The sequence below is a fragment of the Paenibacillus sp. E194 genome, assembly GCF_000935845.1.
GTDB lineage: Bacteria > Bacillota > Bacilli > Paenibacillales > Paenibacillaceae > Paenibacillus_B > Paenibacillus_B alvei_B.
The window spans coordinates 1-887 of sequence record NZ_JMDX01000524.1; the positions used below are offsets into that span (position 1 = coordinate 1).

Below are 887 nucleotides of genomic sequence, written 5' to 3' on the forward strand. Positions count from 1 at the left end.
CATCTGGGTCAGATGAACTCCATGCCAGCCAATCATTCGCTAGATCGTGCCGCTCCTCTGGCAGTAATATATCAATTTCTCCAATCGGTTTGCTTGGTTCTGAGGCGACGCTTTCCAATATGCGCACATAACGCGCAGCTAGCATCTCAACCGTATCGCGCTTGAACAGATCTACGCTGAACTCCACAATCCCCTCCAGACCATCCGGCGCTCCATCTGCGTTGCGACGCTCATTCAATTCCCAAGTTAAATCGAACTTCGCCGTACCCACGCTCTCAAGCTGTAGGCTTGACGATAAGCCTGGGAATTTCAGCGACGCTTCCGGTGTATTTTGCAGCACGAGCATGATTTGGAATAGCGGATGCCTAGCACGCGAGCGAACCGGATTCAATATTTCCACAAGGCGCTCGAAAGGCACATCCTGATGCTCATACGCCTCCAAACTGACCTTGCGTACTCTGGACAACAGTTCTTCGAAGCCTGGATTGCCCGACGTGTCAGTGCGAACGACAAGTGTATTGATAAACAGACCAATCAAACCATCAAGCGCATCATCATTACGGCCAGAGATCGGGCTTCCAAGCGGAATATCATTGCCCGCTCCAAGTCGGGTGAACAGCACGGCCAACGCAGCCTGCAGCACCATGAACAAGCTGGCCCGATTGCCTCGTGCAAGCTCTGTCAGCCGATCATGCAGTACGGGATCAATTTGCAGCTGGACGGTGCCTCCCTTATGGCTAGTCGCCGCAGGTCTCGGATAATCGGTAGGCAGCTCCATCTCCTCTGGCAATCCCTTCAGAGCTTCCGTCCAGTAATCGAGCTGGCGCGCGATCAGACTGTCCGCTTGATCGGTGCTTCCAAGCAGCTGTTCCTGCCACAGCGCATAA

Annotated in this window: 1 protein-coding gene; it reads right to left on the bottom strand. The window is 53.7% G+C overall.

Annotated elements, in window-relative coordinates; genetic code table 11:
* The coding region (locus tag AZ66_RS29355; protein WP_044358199.1) for a condensation domain-containing protein at positions 1–887 on the bottom strand (887 nt) is incomplete at both ends.